A 16,083-nucleotide genomic window follows, 5' to 3' on the forward strand; every position below is an offset into this window, starting at 1 on the left:
AAGCGTTAATTTGACATTAATACTTGCTTTGAAAGGTAATATAAGCGAACGAAATCATTATATTTGATAGTATTATATTGATTTAATCAAATCTTTTTCGGTTATGCAACATACATTGGATCAGGTAAAACTCAGCGCTTCAGAAACGTTGCAAACGTTGGTAGAAAACAGAACTTCTTATACTTTAGAGCGTTGCGAATTAAATGTTTTCGAAACCTATACCCAATCGTACAAAGTACCTCTTACTTTTAATGATTTTGTAATTACGAGCATGCTGAGGGGAAAAAAGGTGATGCATCTGTTCGATAAGAAAGGTTTCGATTATTTTCCCGGTCAAACGGTTATTGTGCCACCAGCGGTTACCATGGAAATCGATTTTCCGGAAGCTACCAATCTCAACCCCACACAATGTATTGCCCTGGCTATTGATCAGGAGCAGATTCAGAAAACAATTGTTTATTTGAACGAGTTTTTCCCAAAGGAAGGAAGCAATGAAAAATGGTTGCTGAATTACGATGAATACCATTTTTATAATAATGAAGAAATTGCCTATCTCATTAATAAAGTCATTCGCATCTGCTCCGAACGGACCAAAGAAAAAGATGTACTGGCAGATTTAACGCTAAAAGAGTTGCTGGTGCGCATTATGCAAACGCAGAACCTTAAAACGATCAGCGATGATGGGTATAACCTCAATCAAAACCCATTGGCTTTTGTACTGAATTACATTAAATCGAACCTGAATGAAAAAATCAGTATTAACAGTTTGAGCGATAAAGCCTGCATGAGCAAGGCAACATTTTACCGGTTGTTTAAACGCGAACTGGGCATCAGTCCCAACGATTTTATCCTGACTGAAAAAATTAATAAGGCCAAAATTTTGCTTGCACAACCCGGAGCTAAGGTAGCCTCGATAAGTTACGAATTGGGCTTTAATGATGCCAATTACTTTATCAGGGCTTTTAAAAAGATGGTAGGTGTTACACCAGGGGCGTATCAGCTACAGGTGGCAAATCAGCTAATCCATTAAACTCTTTATCTTTTCATTAAGATTTCTTAACGGCGCTGAAAAAACACTATCGTTCATTTTCTTTGCTACATATATTAATGGTATACCAATGATGGAAAGCAATGCCGCATGCATAAAAAAATGAGGCAAACTGAATACCTTCTCAAAGGTTTGGTGTACATATAGGCGGTAAGCCAATAATCCTGTTGGCCCTCCCAACGGTATAAAAATATATCCATAAAGGGTCTCACTTCTTAATATCCTTTTAACAGCGGCTAAATTGTTGATTAAAACCTCTTTTGTATTGGTATTATAGTCTACGCTGGTCTTGATTTTTTTTAAATCACTTACGGCCATAGCCCTGAAAATTTCGTATGTAATAAATGAAAAAATCAATAGGTATTTTAAATCTCCGTTTACAAAAAAAGCCATTGTTAAAATGGGCAGGTCAATGATCCTGATCCATCTTAATTTCCATTTCAGCTTAAATAATAAATCCTGTAAAAGGCTGTGCGATTTTTCATCTATAGTGATGTTGGCAATAGCAATCTTATCAACTTCTGAGTTAAACTCTATACTCAGGTTTTTCCATTCTTGGTCCAGATCCATCTTATTTTTGGGTTAGGAGGGTGGTTAATTGTTGTTTAATCCGGTGCAGTTTTACGTTGGTGTGGTTTCTTGATAGTCCCATCATTTCACTTATTTCCGTATTATCGAAACCATCCAGGTGAAGCATAATTATACTCCGATCAATTTCTGTTAACTGCTTTATGCATCGATAAAGCCAATCGGCACGTTCTGATAATTCAGGCGGCTCAAAAAAATGGTCAAAAGTGTTTTGTTCTTTGGTCCGGTTTTGCTTTTTCTGCTTGCTTAAAAAAGAAAGGGAAACATTTAAACTGATCTTGTAAAGCCAGGTAGAAAATTTTGCATCACCTTTAAAACGGTTAAAAGCACTCCAGCTCTGGAATATGATCTCCTGGTATAAATCTTTGCGGTCTTCCTCATCATCGGCATACAGGTTTACCATTTTATAGATAATCCCCTTATGTTCTTCCAACTTATCGAGATAAGATTTTTCAATCATAGTTTCTTATCTATTTTGATAGCTGGTAGGCCTTATAAGCTTTATGGTATTGATAAATACCTGTTGTTAAAGAAACTGTCGCCACGGTTAATAAAAAACACCTCACATAGTCCTGAATTTCTGTTACACGGGCAATCGTGATGAAAAAAGCTACTGTACCTAATTTAAAATTGTTGTTTTTCATTGCTTATTAAATTAATCTGAACAATAAGTAAACAACTGGCCGGAAAAATTACAGCAATTGAAAATTAATTTTCTAAATATCTTTTCGGATAAGTAATTCCCATTAAGTCATAGCGTTTAAACTGCGTTTTAAGCCTTTTTTGAAAATCTGGATAATTTCTTTTTTCTTTTGGGCTCCATAAAATCTCGCTCAAAGCATCCAACCTTGGGAAAAGCTGATACTGTACTTTTGCCGGGTTGGTGATGTACTCGCTCCAAAGGCAACCTTGTCCGCCCCAAATGTATTTAGCCTGTTCGGCAGTGAGTTCCGTTGGTACAGGTTCATAATTGTACACATCAATTAAAGGTGAAAATTTGTTTGCCGTTAGGCTATCTTCTTTTACAAATTGAGCGTGATTGAAATACATGTTATTTTCGGGTGTCATGATGGCTTTATGTTGCTGTTTGGCGGCTTCCACACCTCCTTTTTCACCTTGCCAGCTCATTACCACAGCATTTGGAGCCAAGCCACCCTGTAAAATTTCATTCCAGCCGATAATGGTTTTACCTTTGCTGTTTACAAATTTCTCTATCCTGCGGATAAAATAACTTTGCAGTTCACTTTCGCTTTTCAAGCCGTTAGCTTTCATCATTTCCTGCGAAACAGCAGATTGTTTCCACCATACTTTCGAAGCCTCATCGCCACCAATGTGGATGTATGGTGATGGAAATAAATCCATTACCTCTGTCAATACGTTTTCCAGGAATTTAAAAGTGGTGTCAGATGCCTGCAATACATTATTGTATTTGTTCATCATCCCCCAGGTTTGCGCAACTTCATATTTTTTATTGGGCTCAGTACCTAATTCCGGATACGCAGCCAGTAAGGCCATGCTATGGGCCGGCATTTCAATTTCAGGGATAATGGTAATGTAACGTTTAGCAGCATAATCAATTACCTCTTTAATTTGTTCCTGCGTATAGTATCCGGCATGTTTAATGCCATCAGTTTTAAGTACGGCATCTTTTGGGGTAATTTTTACTGCTGTTGGTAATACCTGATATTTGATGTTTTCATTTCCCTTCCCAGGCCACAAACCGATGATACTTCCATCACGCCAGGCGCCAATTTCGGTCAGTTTTGGATATTTTTTGATTTCGATCCGCCAGCCATGATCATCCGTTAAATGCCAATGGAAATAATTCATTTTATGCAGCGCTAAATAATCAATGTATTGTTTTACAAAAGCCACATCGAAAAAATGGCGACTCACATCCAGGTGCATCCCACGGTAATCGAATCGGGGGTAATCGGTAATTTCGACCGCTGGGATTTGTAATAATGAAGATTTTACCGCTGGTATCAACTGAATTAAGGTTTGAATCCCATAAAAAAGCCCATTCTCTGAACAAGCATAAACTATTGTCTGATTGTTGTCGCTTATGAGTTCATATTCATTTGGGCTTTTTACTAACCGGCTAATTATTTCTAATTTGATGAAGTTTTTTTTATTTGTCGAATTAGGATTAATCCGAAGTTTTAGGTTATAGTATTGTTGAATATAATTTTGTAGGAATAATGCTGAATTTGATAAAGAATCATTTGAAATAATTTCTGTGTTTTTATCAATGATAAATTTTTCTGTGTTTTTTCCAGTTTTAATACTTACGGGCTGAGGGATGATGTTTACTTCCTGTGCAGAAAGTTTTAAAGTAATTATGGTTAGAAACAAAAGGATCGTTTTTCTCATGCTGAAAAGGGTAGGTTACCTTTCCAAAAATAATAATTATAGCCGGATGAAAGGAAAAGGTTTGGCAGGGCGAATCACTTTGTTACATAAACCTGTTGTAAGTATCTTTTCGTTTGCCGCAACCCTAAATAAACTGTCATGCTGAGGCACGAAGCATCTGCAACCGATGAAAGAGATACTTCGTGCCTCAGTATGACAGGGTTTGCAAAAAGTTTGAACGGATAGCGGGGCAGGAGTTACCAATAAGCGGTTGCTCTAGTTTTCTAACGATGATTGATCATATAAGGCATTTAAGGAAATATGAACTCCTTTCTTATTTTTAATCGCATCAATGAGATTGCTTCCCCGAAAATCGGGGCAGGCTGTCGGCTGAAAAAGCCTTCTCGCAATGACGATCTATCAAAGAAATCCGTGTTTCCGTGGCAAAAAATAGGTCAAAAAAAAATCCCGATAACTTTCGCTATCGGGATTAATATGATCAGTTAAAAAGAACTAGCCTTTTTTAGCTTTGCTTTCTTCGCCTTCTAATTGCGATTTCAATTGAGCCAATACGTCTAAGTCTCCTAAAGTAGATTTCTCTACAGAATCTTTAACTTTTTTCACTGCTGTGATAGATGCTTTAGCTTCTTTTTTCTTAGTAGCACGTTCTTCTGCAAGAACTTCAGCTTTAACCTCTTCCCAGATACGGGCGTGAGATACTACGATACGTTTTGCTTCTTTGTTGAATTCAATGATTTTGAAGTCATTGGTTTCTTCAGCTTTAACTGAAGTACCATCTTCTTTAACCATGTGTTTAGTTGGTACGAAACCTTCTACACCATATGGTAAAGCAATAACAGCACCTTTATCAGTTACTTTAACAACTGTACCCTGGTGAACCGAATCTAAAGTGAAGATCGTTTCGAAAGTATCCCAAGGGTTTTCTTCCAATTGTTTGTGACCTAAGCTTAATTTACGGTTATCAACATCAAGTTCTAAAACAACAACGTCTAATACATCACCAACTTTAGTGAATTCGTTAGGGTGGTTTACTTTTTTAGACCAAGATAAATCAGAGATGTGGATTAAACCATCGATACCTTCTTCGATTTCAACAAAAACACCGAAGTTAGTCATGTTTTTAACAGTTGCTTTGTGCTTGCTTCCAACTGGGAATTTAGCAGCAACTTCTTGCCATGGATCGTTAGATAATTGTTTAATACCTAAGCTCATTTTGCGCTCGTCTCTGTCTAAAGTTAAAACTTCAGCTTCGATCTCATCACCAACTTTTAAGAATTCTTGTGGATTTCTTAAGTTTTGCGACCAGCTCATTTCAGAAACGTGGATTAAACCTTCAACACCTGGGATAATTTCTAAGAAAGCACCGTAATCTGCAACAGTTACGATTTTTCCTTTTACTTTAGAACCAACCTGGATGTCGGTACTTAAGTTCTCCCAAGGGTGTGGAGTTAATTGTTTTAAACCTAAAGCGATACGTTTTTTCTCATCATCGAAATCTAAAACAACCACGTTGATTTTTTCATCTAATGATAATACTTCTTTCGGATGCTCTATGCGGCCCCAAGAAATATCTGTAATGTGAAGTAAACCATCAACACCACCTAAATCGATGAACACACCGAAATCAGTAATGTTTTTAACAGTACCTTCCAATACCTGACCTTTTTCTAATTTAGAAACGATCTCTACTTTTTGGCTTTCTAAATCGTCTTCGATTAACACTTTATGAGAAACTACTACGTTTTTAAACTCATGGTTAATTTTAACAACTTTAAATTCCATTGTTTTACCCACGTATACATCGTAATCGCGGATAGGTTTAATATCAATTTGAGATCCTGGTAAGAAAGCTTCAACGCCCATGATATCAACAATTAAACCACCTTTAGTACGGCTCTTAACGAAACCGTTGATGATTCTATCATTTTCAAGAGCCTCGTTAATCGCTTCCCATGATCTTTGGGTTTTTGCTCTTTTGCGAGAAAGGATCAATTGACCGTTAGCATCTTCTGGTGCTTCAACGAAAACGTCAACTGAATCGCCGATTTTTAGATCCGGTGTATCACGGAATTCTGAAGTAGAAACTAAACCGTCTGATTTGAAACCTACGTTTAATACTACATCTTTGTTGTTAATTGAAACAACGATACCGCTGATGATCTCACCTTTAGTGATCTGATTGAATGTTCCGGCATACATGTCTTCAAACTTTTTACGGTCTGCATCATTGTAATTACCGAAAACTTTTTCATCTGCATCCCAGTCGAAATCTTCGGTTGGTGTTGCTAATGATGATTTGATAGATTCGATCGAAACTGAATCTGCTTCTGATTCAATCGTTTCTTTTTCAGTCAGGCGTCCGCCTTCTCCCTGAAGTTCAGCTGTTTTTGCTGCTAATTCTTTTTCTGCTACTTGTTTTTTAGCCATTAATTAATTATCTCCTTTTTTCCCTATTTAGGGACTGCAAAGGTAAAAATATTTTAATTAATAGAAAAGATTTTTTTAATAAATCTTGCTGATTTTTAGCGCTTTATAATTCCCCTCCCTTGGAGAGCCTGCTCCGATTCCTTTGGAGGGTGCCTGAAAGACGGAGTGGTTATTTTAATTTACCCCTCGGTTTTTTAAAAAACCAGAGGTCATCTTTTATAATTAAGTCGTTTAATATAACTAATGATTTGAAAATGAGCGTGCAGTATTGCTTCTGAAACAGCAGTCCCGTTATCGCTTATAGTCCTCTCCCGATGAAGAATCGGGATGCGGGCTATTCCGCTCTATCGGGTTTAAAAACAGGGGTTTGTGCAAAATCATAACCAAACGCCAGTAATAAATTATTGGATACCCGTCATTCGTTCCACTGGGACGGGATTATAATCAATTGTAGCAAATTTTAAATATTGCTCGTCCCATCGGGAAGAATCATGGATAGATTTTTTTTTCGTTCTGTATGAACGTTTGATATCATGCAGAATTATTTTTTCATAAACGTACCTCTCGTAAAACCTTCACCAATTAATGTGTGGTCATCCCTAATCAATAGCATTATGGTATTTTGCTGGTCATACAATTTAATCATATCACCATCAATTACATATTTAGAGGTAAAAATCGAATCTTTATAACCATCAGTAACCGTTACCGAATCTTTCGATTTAAAATTAAAAGTTTTGTACTGTATATCCTCGGTACTTGCAAACGTGCCCGAAACTATTTTTTCCTGTATAAAAGTAATGAAGCAGAAATAACCGATCACCAGGATTACGATAACCGAAAAACCGATCAGGAATTTATTTCCACTCGCATATTTGATCGAAAAATATAATATGGTAATCAATATTAAGGCAACTACGGCAAAAAAGATAATATTGGTGTAACTCTTGGTTTGTAAAGGTACCGATGCAGCAACTGTTGCTTTATCTGAAGCAGGTTTATTTACAGGCGAAATCCTGACCAAAAATTCTTTGCTTACCCATCCTTCGCCATTGGTAACCTTTATTTTGTAGAAACTTGTATTGGATGAATCGATAACCGCCACATTTTCATCTTTGGGCAAATGACCAATAATTTTACTCTTTGGGTCAGCTTTTTCCCTCACCCGTAAATCTTCTGTGGTGGTGCGGTACATATCATTGCTGGTAGCAGGCTGGGAAGTGGCTGCTGGCTGTGCCGTATTAGCCTGTGGAGTTGATGGTTTAGCCGGAGCAATTTTTTCTAAGAAATCTTTACTGGCCCAACCTTCGCCGTTTTTTAATTTTACTTTGTAAAATTTAGCATCAGTCGCATCTAAAACCGTCAGATTTTCATTCTTAGAAATCGATCCGATTACCTTACTTTTCGAATCCTTAGTTGCCCTAACACGCAATTTATCGGCCGTAACGCGGTACATATCTTGCGCATTTAAACTGTTAGCGAAAATTAAAAGAGCGATTAGGAAGAAGAAAATTCTAGTCATAAGTATAAGATTCTGCAAAGCAGTTTAATGTTTATTGCAAACACGCTACAAGCAAACACCGTGCTAAGAGTTTCAAAATTATAAAATACTTTTAATAGGTAAGGATAAGATTGAAAAAAGGTGATTAGTTGCCAAGCTTATAAAATTACCCCAAGCAAATCGCTTCTCTTAATAAAACCGATGTATCTAGAATCTCTTGCATTGTTTCTGTTATCTCCAAATACAAAGAAACTGTCTTTTGGGACCATCACAGGACCAAAATTATCTACGTTCCATTTCTTTTGCCATTGTTTCTCAATTTCCTCATCCTGAAATGTTGATAGTTGTACATCTCTATATTGATAAATACCAGCTTTTTTAGCTACCGCATCAATAATCTCCAGGTGTATTTCGTCTCCAATGGTATAGATATTATTATCAGCCTTTATTTTGCCCGAACTGATCAGTTCATTATACATTTTGCTACTGAAATTGTAGCTGTGCTGGGTGTCATAATTTTGAGACATCAATTTATCGTTTAAATAAACTTCTCCCTTCTTTATCTCAATTTTATCTCCAACTAAAGCACAAAGTCTATAAATGCAACGTTCCCCGTTTGTTTTTACAACAATGAGCTCGCCTTTTTTTGCGTCTTTTAAGTTTGATGCCATGACGATTTGATCAGTATTAAGATTTGGTTCATTTGCAGATGAGACATTTTTATAGGTGTTAAAAATTCCAAAAACCCTGATGCCAATCCAAAAACATACCAGTAGGGTGAAGAAACCCAAACAGATAAAGATTACCTTTTTCATATTAGAGAACATTAAATAAAAAATGAAGATATAATTATTTTCTCTTAATGATATAAATCCCGTTTCCACCGCGGTCGCCAATATTTGTGCCATAAGAGAGGATAATAAAAGCCACATCCGATCTGTTTTTAAATTTCTCAGGCACTTCGTATAAATCCAGGTTTATTTCGGGTTCGGTAGATAAACCAACATCTTTGAGTGCAATTTCTTTAAAACGGATCACCTCATTTTTATGCTTCAGTGTCAGGTAGGCATCTCCTCCCCAGGTTTGCGGCAATCCGGAATATGGTGCCCGGCCCTGCAGGTTTTCTTTTTTAAAATATTTTAAAATAATGGGATTCTTAGTATCTGTCCAGTTATAAGGCTGGTTTTCTATTTCATTACGGTTTTTATAACTCAACAGTGGGTATTTTCCACTAATACTGCTTTTTAAAGCAATAAATCTGTTTCCTTTAACCGGATACCCTTTAAAGTCAAGTTCATTTTCTGAACCCATATCCTGGTAAATTCGCGCATCATTTTGGAGTGTATTCATGGCCAGCCAGCCTTTTTCTATTTTAAAATAAAAAGTTAAAGAATGCCAATCTGCTGATGGTTTATAAGTTACTGCAGCTGCATTTTTGTAATTGGTTTCAAAGGTTTGTTCCCATAGCTTTTCGTCCATTTTAAAATCGCGGTTCAGGAAATCAACAAAAGGCTGTTTGTTTTTATTGCCTGATGTGCACCAATCGATAAAATAGTCTTCACCAAAAACAACGCCTTCGTTATGAAACGTGTGGATAGCACTGCTATCGTTAACCAGTGAATCTATTAAATTTCCCTTTGCATCGAATTTATGATATACCTCAAAAGCCTGGTTTACATGTGCTGTGGTAATGATAAAGCCACCTTTCTCAGTATCGTAATCTATATTTGCCGGGTCATAAAAAAGGTAATCAACTTCAAAATTTTCTGATTGTGCACCCTGGTTTAAGTACGGATAATGTTTAAGCCGATCCGGGAACGATAGCCTTGATAAAGCTATATTTATAGCTGTAAACTTAGCCATATAGATGATAAGCAGAACAATGAATATGGCTACAGCAATCAAAATGTTTTTCCTTGTCATGTAATTTAAATAAACTACCAGCTTCCACCTGTACCGCCACCACTACTGCTTCCGCCACCCCAGCTACTCCCCGATGAAGATGAAGAACTGCTGTCGCTGCTCGAGGAAGAGGACGATGAACTGGATTCGACCAGCATGGCTAATGTAATCCATTTGATAAATTCCGTTTTTTTGCAAAAACTGCATTCATTAATCAGTTTTGCCTGCCCTTCGTGACTGTAAGTTGCCTCTCTTGTAGTAACACGTTTATTTAGTTTATACGTTCTGAAATAACAGGCAGGGCATTCGGTATAACCATTGTAGGCTTCGGCAGGCCATGCTTTAATTAAATGTTCTTTATGGTTTGTACTTTCCCATATATCATAATCGTAAGCTTTAACTATTTCCTCTTTACGTTGTCCACGTGTTAAAAATGGCTCACCCTCAATATTGATATCCCTATCAATACGTACCATTTCTTGTCCTTTGCTATCCAAAACAGGTTTAAAGCGGTTAATATTTTTAACCCTTTTAAATAAATAGGTTATAATGGTGATTAAAACCAGTGGAGAAAAAATAATGATCCAAAAATTCTTTTTATGAAAAGCACTTACAGAATTAAAGAAGTTTTTATCGTCGTTGTGTATTTTTCTTAGTGTAGAGATATAAAAAATATACCTGACGAAAAGGGCAATGGCCAATATAGCATATAAAATATACGGAACATTTTTCTGCTCTATTTTTTCCAGCATTTTAAAACCTCCAAAAAACGCAAAAATAAAACAGAAAACAAAGGTGATCATCATCACTACTGCACAACCTTTGCCAATCTTTTCATAACTATAAGCGTCTTTTGCGTCGACAGTGTTTTTAGCCTGCCGGTTCACAATTTTAAATACCCCATAAAAAGCAAGTATAATTACCCCGGTAGGTATCCAGAAATTTTCTAAAGGGCTGCTACTATCATGTTGGGTAAAAAACTGATTAAGTTCTGATTTATTTTCGGGCTTTAAAATTACCTCGCCAATGGCATTTATGGTATTTACAATACCTGTAGCAAAATCATTTTGCCTGAAAGCAGGGATAAGGTTCTGCTCGGCAATATGTTTTAGTTTCACATCGGGCAAAACCCCTTCGGCACCAGTACCTGTTATAAACCTGTATTTGCGGCGTTCTTTCGAAATAAACAATAACAAACCATTATTGCTGGTTTTTGAACCAATGCCCCAGGTATTAAACAGTTCATATGCAAAATCAAAATCCTCCTTATCGTGGTCGAAATCATTAACCACCACCACTGCTACCTGCACATTAGTTTTGCTTTCGAAATCTGCAATCGTACTGTTTAGATGAGAAACAGCATCAATTCCTAAAATAGTATCGGGATCACTTACGTAACCACCGCCATTTTTTTTAGGATCAGGGATATCTTTTACCTGATAAGCTTTTTGTGCAAAAGTAATATTGGCAACAAAAAGGAAGAATAATAAAGTAGCGCGTTTAAATAATGGGATGTTGAGCATCGTATAAATTTAGGTGTAAGGTTTTTACATCATCATTTAACAATTGAGTAGTCATATGGTTTACTCTTTTAATATTTTAGCCAATACTTTGTCTAGTTTTGCTTTATCTTTCATATATGCCTCTAAATCGTAAAGCTGTACGGTTTTAAATTCTATCGGGTGGCTCTCGCTTTGTAAAGAAATATAACCCGATGTTAATGGCTTGCCGTCTATTTTAACTTTAGGGTCAAAGTTAGAAACACTGCCACCACCAATTTGAGGCTTAGTGTATTCTAACACTACTTCGCCAGCAATAATATGTTTTATAACCGAATCGCCTAATACTAAAAACTCTGCCGTTACCCATTGGTCGCCAGCATAGGTTTTCGATTTAGAATCCAAGCAGTGTGGCGTAAATAATTTTCCATTATAATTAATCAAGGTGCCCGGAGTACATACATTACTGGTATGGCGTTCGTGTTCTCCATCGCCACCTAAAATTTGGCCTTCGATAGAAATCGGGAAATCCTGGTTTTTTAACATCGTTGCCGGATCCTGGCAATGTAACATGGCCCCACTGTTTCGGGTAGCCCAGCCTTCGCCTCCTTTTGCCTGATCGCCCACAAAACGGTAGGTTACTTTTAAAAGATAAGCCGAAAAAGGTTTTTTGTAAAAAATATGTCCGTATTGCTGATCAAATTCTTTGTAGCCATCATAACTTACTTTCATTATTCCATTTTCTACACGGAAAGTATTGGCGAAATTTTCTTTATAATCGTGTTTGGCAATTTTGATGTTCCAGTCTTTTAAATCTTTTCCATTAAACAGGTTGATCCAGCCTTTTTGAGCACTGGCATTCAGAATAAAGAAGGATAGAAATAATACGGTAAGGTAAATTGATTTTAATTTCATAGAGACATTTGGGTTAGGCGCTAAAAATATGAAATTTTTTCTATCTCAGGAAACGGAGGGAAGTCGGGAGTCTATAGTCAATAGTCGGATAGTTCATCGTTGATCGTCTGGTGGCTCAAGACCTGGAGCAAGTTAATCCGTGTAAACAATTACCAAACTTTCGTGTAAAATTGCTTTGTGCCTAATAATGATGAATATAGCCTTTAACCATCAATGATTAAACCATTGCCGAACTAATGGCTAGTGAACCACTGAACTAATGAACCAAAAAAGGCTCCACTCTTTCCAGTGCAAAAGCCAATTGCTCTTCCTGTGTAAGTTCTGTATTATCTAAAATTACGGCATCATCGGCCCTCACCAGCGGACTTTCTTTACGCGTAGTATCGGCATAATCGCGGTGTGCCAGGTTTTCGAACACCTCTTCTAATGTGGTGGTATTGTTGCCTTTGCTTTCAAGCTCTTTAAACCTGCGTTCAGCCCTGATTTTGGGGTCAGCAGTCATGAAGAATTTTACAGGTGCATCAGGGAAAACCGTAGTACCGATATCGCGGCCATCCATTACGATGTTTTTAGATTTACCCATACGTTGCTGCTGTTTTACCATTTCATGGCGCACAATTTTATGTGCCGAAACCTCACTTACGTTTTCAGAAACGGGCATTAAACGGATTTCATCAGAAACCTCTTCGCCATTAAGGGTGATGTGCGATTCGTAATCGCGCGAATGGAAATTCAGTTCAATGTGCTGTAAAGCATCAACAACTTTAGCATCGTCAGCAACATCAATATTATTCCGTAAAAAATATAAGGTAACAGCACGGTACATTGCGCCGCTATCTACATAAATGAAACCTAATTTTTTAGCCAGTGCTTTTGCTAATGTACTTTTTCCGCAAGATGAATAGCCATCTATTGCTATTACCAGGTTTTTCTTCATCGTGGTGCAAAGGTAAAAAATAGAAACAGAATGCTGAACTTTTTTAAGTGTATAAAGATAGATTCTAAACAAGATCATGCTAAAACATTGATTTGCTGAATGTGTTTAGATATAAAATTAAATACGATTATGTTGTTATCTGAAAAAATGCTGACGGCCCTGAATAACCAGGTTAAGTTGGAGGCCGAATCATCACAAGTATATTTAGGCATTGCCTCATGGTTAGAAACCCAACCCGGTTTAGAAGGTTATACGGAGTTTTTTTACCGCCAGAGCGACGAAGAACGCCACCACATGCTTAAGTTGATCCATTATATTAACGACCGCGACGGACATGCCATTGTAACGGCTTTGGATATGCCCAAAAACTCGTTCGGACAGGTAATTGAAGTGTTTCAGGATTTTCTGGATAATGAATTACTGGTGTCAAAAAGCATTAACGAACTGGTAGAACTTTCGCTGAATGAAAAAGATTACCTCACTTTTAAATTTTTGCAGTGGTATTTAGACGAGCAGTTAGAAGAAGAAAAAATGGCTAAAACCATGTTAGAAAAATTGCAGTTGGTGGGCAACGATAGAGGCGGTATTTACCAGTTAGATAAAGATATTGTGGGCTTACGTAGTAAAGTGAGCGAAACCAAAGAAGGAGAATAAGCTTTTATTATTTTCAAATTCTTACTTTTGCGGTATGTTACCCACAAGAGAAGAAATTTTACGGTCTGTTACTTTCAAAACCTCCAGAAGTGGGGGCAAAGGTGGACAGAATGTAAATAAAGTTTCGAGTAAGGTAGAACTTATTTTCAACCTCGAGACCAATCTTTCTTTTAGCGGGGATGAAAAAGAATTGCTTAAAAGCAGGCTTGAAAATCGTTTGGATACTGAAGGATTATTGCATATTGTTTCGCAAGAAGATAGGAGCCAGCTGTTAAACAAGGAGAAAACCATAGCAAAACTGATTGATTTATTAAAAAGATCACTTGTTGTACAGAAAAAACGAAAACCGACTAAAATTCCTAAGAGCGTTATTGAAAAAAGATTAAAAAATAAAGCATCCACTGCTGAAAAGAAAAAAAACAGGAAAATAATTGATTTCTAAGAAGTTAATAATTTTGTATTACTATTTTTTTAGTTGTTCTGATGCTTTTTTTAATAAGGCTTATTCCTTTTTAAAATTTGTGAAGGTAAACGGTATAAAAATTGACGTCGCTGGATACACACAAATAAATTAACCAAATGAAAAGAACAATTTTAGCCCTGGCCCTTATGGCCACACTTGCTGCCTGCAAGAAAAATCAAGAAGATATTCCAACACCTGTTCCCGAAGAAAAATTATCACCTGATATTGCATTTACAGTTAAGGGTGCAACGCAAGAATCTTTATCCTTATACAAACCATCCGTAAAGTATAATTTTTTAGGCAATGGATATGATGTTACAGATAAGTTCGATGATCAGGCTTCCGTAAGGGCAAATGTAGTCGATATTCCTGCTTATGATGCCAACGATAAATATAACGTTGTCTTAATGAGAGCTACAAAATCTTCGTGGTCGACTGCTCAGGCCGAAAATGCCATTGATTTATCAGTAAAATTTTCCAATTCATATGATGCAACCAAAGGTTTGAAGCTTTTTGGGAATACCATTGATAAATTTCCTGGCACTAATGTTATCGATAAAAAGTATGTCTACGGATATTATTCGTACTACATGATCTGGAAAGTATATAAGTTTTATTACGAACAGACAGTAAATAATTTTTTAACAGCAGATTTTAAGAGAGATATTACATTATTAAGTGCTCAGGATCTTGTTCATAAATATGGAACGCATGTTTTAACCAATATTAAAATGGGTTCGAAATTCGATGTGGTTTACCAGGCAGAAGCGCCCGATAATGGAAGAAGAGCAGGTATTATTTTGGAAGGATTACGTTATACCCTGAACAGAACATTTGGTTTGCCTACGGGTTATTTAGACGAACCTAACCTGCGTGATTTAAATGATAATACTTCTGCTCAGCTCTATTATAGCTCAACCGGAGGAGATATGAGTAAATTAAAACCCGAAACCATTAACAACAGGGTGATTTTGAATATTAACAATTGGATTGCAACTACCACAGAAGATAAGGCAACTTTTATAGGCGCTTCGGATGATGGCCTCATTCCATTATATAATTTTATCGACGATGCCACTAAAAAAGCTGAGGTTAAAGCTTATATCGAACAATATTTTGCCGCCAAAACGGTTAAATTGAATAATTAGTTACACAATAAAGGGGCGATCAAAATCGCCCCTTTATTGTTAGTAGCTGAAAGAATAAAAATCTATGGCCTTATATCTATTTTGGTCCCGATTTTTACGGCAGCGTATAATTCATCTACTTCTGTATTGGTTAAAGCCATACATCCGTTTGTCCAATCAAAAAATCTTTGAAATTTACCGATAAAACCTATATGGTTTCTGATTCCATGTATTTTAATATCGCCACCCGGCCTTTTACCAAGTAATTTAGCCTTCGTAATATCTTTTGCGTTTGGGTAAGATACTCCAAGATTTTTGTGATAACCACTGTTGGGGTTTTTGGTATTGACGGTATATATTCCCTCAGGCGTTTTTTCGTCACCTTCATATTTTTTATGTCCAATCGGACTATCTCCTAAAGATATCTGGTAGGTTTTAAGCAGTTTCTGTTTTGAATAAGCCAATAATTTTCGGTCTGATTTTTTTACAACGATATAATCGATTTCCGCATTGGCAGGCAATTTCTTCTCAGGGTACCAATTGTAAATAACCGCACCCGTAATGAAGAACAAAATGATAAAAAAGATGATTTTTTTCATGTTTGATAATTTATCGATCTATTCAGTTTCCAGCTGGCAATTTGCAGCCA

Annotated in this window: 16 protein-coding genes; 4 read left to right on the forward strand and 12 right to left on the reverse strand. The window is 36.6% G+C overall.

Features of this window, described 5'->3' with window-relative positions; all coding sequences use genetic code 11:
* Positions 1-103 precede the first annotated feature (103 nt).
* Positions 104-1,030: an AraC family transcriptional regulator gene (locus tag R2R28_RS00270; RefSeq protein WP_316823699.1), complete on the forward strand. Its 927-nt coding sequence runs from the start codon at positions 104-106 to the stop codon at positions 1,028-1,030.
* Here R2R28_RS00270 and R2R28_RS00275 read toward each other — a convergent pair.
* From R2R28_RS00275 to cmk, 11 genes are all read right to left on the reverse strand, one after another.
* Positions 1,019-1,618: a hypothetical protein gene (locus R2R28_RS00275; RefSeq protein ID WP_316823700.1), complete on the reverse strand. Its 600-nt coding sequence runs from the start codon at positions 1,616-1,618 to the stop codon at positions 1,019-1,021. The two genes, R2R28_RS00270 and R2R28_RS00275, sit on opposite strands and share 12 nt — an antisense overlap.
* A gap of 1 nt (position 1,619) precedes the next feature.
* The gene (locus tag R2R28_RS00280) at positions 1,620-2,096 is read right to left on the reverse strand and encodes a sigma-70 family RNA polymerase sigma factor (RefSeq protein ID WP_316823701.1); all 477 of its coding nucleotides are present in this window, start codon (positions 2,094-2,096) and stop codon (positions 1,620-1,622) included.
* A 10-nt stretch (positions 2,097-2,106) separates the two neighbouring features.
* On the reverse strand, positions 2,107-2,280 hold the full coding sequence (locus tag R2R28_RS00285; protein WP_316823702.1) for a hypothetical protein: 174 nt from the start codon (positions 2,278-2,280) through the stop codon (positions 2,107-2,109).
* A gap of 64 nt (positions 2,281-2,344) precedes the next feature.
* Complete coding sequence (locus R2R28_RS00290) at positions 2,345-4,009, reverse strand: beta-N-acetylhexosaminidase (RefSeq protein WP_316823703.1); 1,665 nt, start codon at positions 4,007-4,009, stop codon at positions 2,345-2,347.
* A 492-nt stretch (positions 4,010-4,501) separates the two neighbouring features.
* Positions 4,502-6,436: a 30S ribosomal protein S1 gene (gene rpsA / locus R2R28_RS00295; protein WP_316823704.1), complete on the reverse strand. Its 1,935-nt coding sequence runs from the start codon at positions 6,434-6,436 to the stop codon at positions 4,502-4,504.
* A gap of 541 nt (positions 6,437-6,977) precedes the next feature.
* Entirely contained in the window at positions 6,978-7,892 is a 915-nt protein-coding gene (locus R2R28_RS00300) for an SH3 domain-containing protein (protein WP_316823705.1), read from the reverse strand.
* Positions 7,893-8,095: 203 nt separating this feature from the next.
* On the reverse strand, positions 8,096-8,869 hold the full coding sequence (gene lepB / locus R2R28_RS00305) for a signal peptidase I (protein WP_316823706.1): 774 nt from the start codon (positions 8,867-8,869) through the stop codon (positions 8,096-8,098).
* Entirely contained in the window at positions 8,787-9,860 is a 1,074-nt protein-coding gene (locus R2R28_RS00310; RefSeq protein WP_316823707.1) for a hypothetical protein, read from the reverse strand. Before R2R28_RS00310 ends, lepB begins: the two co-directional genes overlap by 83 nt.
* A 14-nt stretch (positions 9,861-9,874) precedes the next feature.
* Complete coding sequence (locus R2R28_RS00315; RefSeq protein ID WP_316823708.1) at positions 9,875-11,362, reverse strand: TPM domain-containing protein; 1,488 nt, start codon at positions 11,360-11,362, stop codon at positions 9,875-9,877.
* Between the two features lie 60 nt (positions 11,363-11,422).
* On the reverse strand, positions 11,423-12,253 hold the full coding sequence (locus R2R28_RS00320) for a DUF1080 domain-containing protein (RefSeq protein ID WP_316823709.1): 831 nt from the start codon (positions 12,251-12,253) through the stop codon (positions 11,423-11,425).
* Between the two features lie 256 nt (positions 12,254-12,509).
* The gene (gene cmk / locus R2R28_RS00325) at positions 12,510-13,190 is read right to left on the reverse strand and encodes a (d)CMP kinase (RefSeq protein WP_316823710.1); all 681 of its coding nucleotides are present in this window, start codon (positions 13,188-13,190) and stop codon (positions 12,510-12,512) included.
* Between the two features lie 99 nt (positions 13,191-13,289).
* Between cmk and R2R28_RS00330 the strand changes: the two genes are divergently transcribed.
* The 3 genes from R2R28_RS00330 (at position 13,290) to R2R28_RS00340 (ending at position 15,455) form a co-directional block, all read left to right on the forward strand.
* Complete coding sequence (locus R2R28_RS00330; protein ID WP_316823711.1) at positions 13,290-13,844, forward strand: ferritin; 555 nt, start codon at positions 13,290-13,292, stop codon at positions 13,842-13,844.
* 34 nt (positions 13,845-13,878) lie between these two features.
* Positions 13,879-14,286 carry an alternative ribosome rescue aminoacyl-tRNA hydrolase ArfB gene (gene arfB, locus R2R28_RS00335; protein ID WP_316823712.1) on the forward strand — a complete coding sequence of 136 codons (408 nt, stop codon included), beginning with the start codon at positions 13,879-13,881 and terminating at the stop codon, positions 14,284-14,286.
* Positions 14,287-14,423: 137 nt separating this feature from the next.
* A complete protein-coding gene (locus R2R28_RS00340; RefSeq protein ID WP_316823713.1) occupies positions 14,424-15,455 on the forward strand; it encodes an MAC/perforin domain-containing protein in 1,032 nt (343 codons plus the stop codon).
* Between the two features lie 62 nt (positions 15,456-15,517).
* On the opposite strand, the gene R2R28_RS00345 is transcribed toward R2R28_RS00340, so the two are convergent.
* A complete protein-coding gene (locus R2R28_RS00345) occupies positions 15,518-16,033 on the reverse strand; it encodes a murein L,D-transpeptidase family protein (protein WP_316823714.1) in 516 nt (171 codons plus the stop codon).
* Between the last annotated feature and the right edge of the window lie 50 nt (positions 16,034-16,083).

It is taken from the genome of Pedobacter miscanthi, from assembly GCF_032678605.1.
Taxonomy (GTDB): domain Bacteria; phylum Bacteroidota; class Bacteroidia; order Sphingobacteriales; family Sphingobacteriaceae; genus Pedobacter; species Pedobacter miscanthi_A.